1 protein-coding gene is annotated in these 3,502 nt (G+C 62.6%); it reads right to left on the bottom strand.

The features are described 5' to 3' along the window. A partial coding sequence (locus N7422_RS26785; RefSeq protein WP_347815277.1) for an immunoglobulin-like domain-containing protein occupies nucleotides 1-3,502 on the bottom strand: 3,502 nt, incomplete at both ends.

Consider the following 3,502-nt stretch of genomic DNA (forward strand, 5'->3'; position numbering starts at 1 on the left):
TGGCTCGTCGGTGACACTGGTCTTCACTTCGTTCTGACCCAGGGTCAGCTTCTCGAAGTTGTCCGCGCCGGTGACGCCGGTCAGCTTGTTGCTGATGGTGGCCTGGCCGCCGACGAACACGTCGTCCTTGGCGGTGATGGTCACGGTGCCGCTGGCGCTGCCGGCCGGGATGGTGACCTTGGTGCCGTCGGACAGGGTGAAGGTCAGGCCATTGTGGCCAGTGACCGACAGGCCCTGGGCGTTGGTCAGGGTCACGGTGTAGGTGACCTGGCCACCTTCGCTGACGGTAGTCTTGTCCGCCGACAGGGTGGCGACCACTTCGCTGATGGTGTCGGTGATCTGCACGGTGGCGTTGCCGCCGAGTTCCAGATTCTCGAAGGTCTTGCCGGTCACAGTGGCATCGGTGATGCCGACGGTCAGCGAGCTGCCGTCCTTGAACACGTCATCACCTTGGGCGGTGGCCTTGTACTCGACCTGGGTCTGGCCGGCCGGGATCACCACCTTGGCGCCGTTGGACAGGGTGACGGTGAGGTCGTGGTCGAGCTTCTGGCTGACCTTGACGGTGAACGACGGCTGTTGGGCCTCGTTCACGTCGCCGTTGCCGACGATGGTCACGGCGACTTTGTCGCCCTGGTTGCCGGTACCCGTGCCGGTGCCGCTACCCGGTTCGTCGGTCACGGTGGTGGTGAGGGTGTCCTTGCCGAGGGTCAGCTTCTCGAAGTTGTCCGCGCCGGTGACGCCTTCGATCTTGTTGACGATCGAAGGCTGGCCACCGACGAACACATCGTCCTTGGCGGTGATGGTCACGGTGCCGTTGGCGCTGCCGGCCGGGATGGTCACTTTGGTGCCGTCGGTCAGGGTGAAGGTCAGGCCGTTGTGGCCGGTGACCGACAGGCCCTGGGCATTGGTCAGGGTGACGGTGTAAGTGACCTGGCCACCTTCGGTGACGGTGGTCTTGTCGGCGGTCAGGGTCGCCACGACTTCACTGATGGTGTCGGTGATCTGAACCGAGGCGTCGCCACCCAGTTCGAGGTTCTCGAAGGTCTTGCCGGTCACAGTGGCATCGGTGATGCCGACGGTCAGGGTATCGCCATCCTTGAAGACGTCATCGCCCTGGGCTTTGGCCTTGTACTCGGTTTCGGTCTGGCCAGCGGGAATGACGACCTTGTCGCCATTGGACAGGGTGACGGTCAGGTCGTGGTCGAGCTTCTGGCTGACCTTGACGGTGAAGGCCGGTTGCTGGTCCTCGGTGACATCGCCCTTGCTGACGATGGTCACGGAAACCTTGTCACCCTGGTTGCCGGTACCCGTGCCGGTGCCGGTGCCCGGCTCGTCGGTGACGCTGGTCTTCACTTCGTTCTGACCCAGGGTCAGCTTCTCGAAGTTGTCCGCGCCGGTGACGCCTTCCAGCTTGTTGGTAATGGTCGGCTGGCCGCCGACGAACACGTCGTCCTTGGTGGTGATGGTCACGGTGCCGCTGGCACTGCCGGCGGGGATGGTGACTTTGGTGCCGTCGGTCAGGGTGAAGGTCAGGCCGTTGTGACCGGTGACCGACAGGCCCTGGGCGTTGGTCAGGGTGACGGTATAGGTAACCTGACCGCCTTCCGAAACGGTGCTCTTGTCGGCAGACAAGGTCGCCACGACTTCACTGATGGTGTCGCTGATCTGCACGGTGGCATCGCCACCCAGCTCGAGGTTCTCGAAGGTCTTGCCGGTCACAGTGGCGTCGGTGATGCCGACGGTCAACGAGTCGCCGTCCTTGAAGACGTCATCGCCCTGGGCCTTGGCCTTGTACTCGGTTTCGGTCTGGCCAGCCGGAATGACGACCTTGTCGCCATTGGACAGGGTGACGGTCAGGTCGTGGTCGAGCTTCTGGCTGACCTTGACGGTGAAGGCTGGCTGCTGGTCTTCGGTGACATCGCCTTTGCTGACGATGGTCACGGAAACCTTGTCGCCCTCGTTGCCGGTGCCTGGAGTGCCGGTGCCTGGCTCGTCGGTGACGGTGGTGGTGATGCTGTTGTCGCCAAGGGTCAGCTTCTCGAAGTTGTCCGCGCCGGTGACGCCTTCGATCTTGTTGACGATCGAAGGCTGGCCACCGACGAACACATCGTCCTTGGCAGTGATGGTGAACGTGCCGCTGGCGCTGCCGGCCGGGATGGTCACCTTGGTGCCATCGGTCAGGGTGAAGGTCAGGCCGTTGTGGCTGGTGACCGACAGGCCCTGGGCGTTGGTCAGGGTCACGGTGTAGGTGACCTGGCCACCTTCGCTGACGGTGGTCTTGTCCGCCGACAGGGTGGCGACTACTTCACTGATGGTGTCAGTAATCTGGACGCTGGCATCGCCACCGAACTCCAGATTTTCGAAGGTCTTGCCGGTTACAGTGGCATCGGTGATACCGACGGTCAGGGTGTCGCCGTCCTTGAACACGTCATCGCCCTGGGCCTTGGCCTTGTACTCGGTTTCGGTCTGGCCGGCCGGGATCACCACTTTGTCACCATTGGACAGGGTGACGGTCAGGTCGTGGTCGAGCTTCTGGCTGACCTTGACGGTGAAGGCTGGTTGCTGGTCTTCGGTGACACCGCCTTTGCCGACGATGGTCACGGAAACCTTGTCGCCTTCGTTGCCGGTGCCCGGAGTGCCGGTGTCTGGCTCGTCGGTCACGGTGGTGGTGATGCTGTTGTCGCCGAGAGTCAGCTTCTCGAAGTTATCCGCACCCGTGACACCTTCGATCTTGTTGACGATCGAAGGCTGGCCACCGACGAACACATCGTCCTTGGCAGTGATGGTGAACGTGCCGCTGGCGCTGCCGGCCGGGATGGTCACTTTGGTGCCGTCGGTCAGGGTGAAGGTCAGGCCGTTGTGACCGGTGACCGACAGGCCCTGGGCATTGGTCAGGGTGACGGTGTAAGTGACCTGGCCACCTTCGCTGACGGTGGTCTTGTCCGCCGACAGGGTGGCGACCACTTCGCTGATGGTGTCGGTGATCTGGACGCTGGCATCGCCGCCGAGCTCCAGGTTCTCGAAGGTCTTGCCGGTTACAGTGGCATCGGTGATACCGACGGTCAGGGTATCGCCGTCCTTGAAGACGTCATCGCCCTGGGCCTTGGCTTTGTACTCGGTTTCGGTCTGGCCAGCGGGAATGACGACCTTGTCGCCATTGGACAGGGTGACGGTCAGGTCGTGGTCAAGTTTTTGGCTGACCTTGACGGTGAAGGCAGGCTGCTGATCTTCGGTGACATCGCCTTTGCCGACGATGGTCACGCTGACCTTGTCGCCTTCGTTGCCGGTGCCCGGAGTACCCGTCCCCGGCTCATCGGTGACGGTGGTGGTGATGCTGTTGTCGCCGAGAGTCAGCTTCTCGAAGTTATCCGCACCCGTGACACCTTCGATCTTGTTGACGATCGAAGGCTGACCGCCGACGAAGACATCATCCTTGGCGGTGATGGTCACGGTGCCACTGGCGCTGCCAGCCGGGATGGTCACCTTGGTGCCATCGGTCAGT

Origin of the sequence: Pseudomonas sp. GD04091, from assembly GCF_029836165.1 — a bacterium.
In the GTDB taxonomy this organism is placed as follows: Bacteria; Pseudomonadota; Gammaproteobacteria; order Pseudomonadales; family Pseudomonadaceae; genus Aquipseudomonas.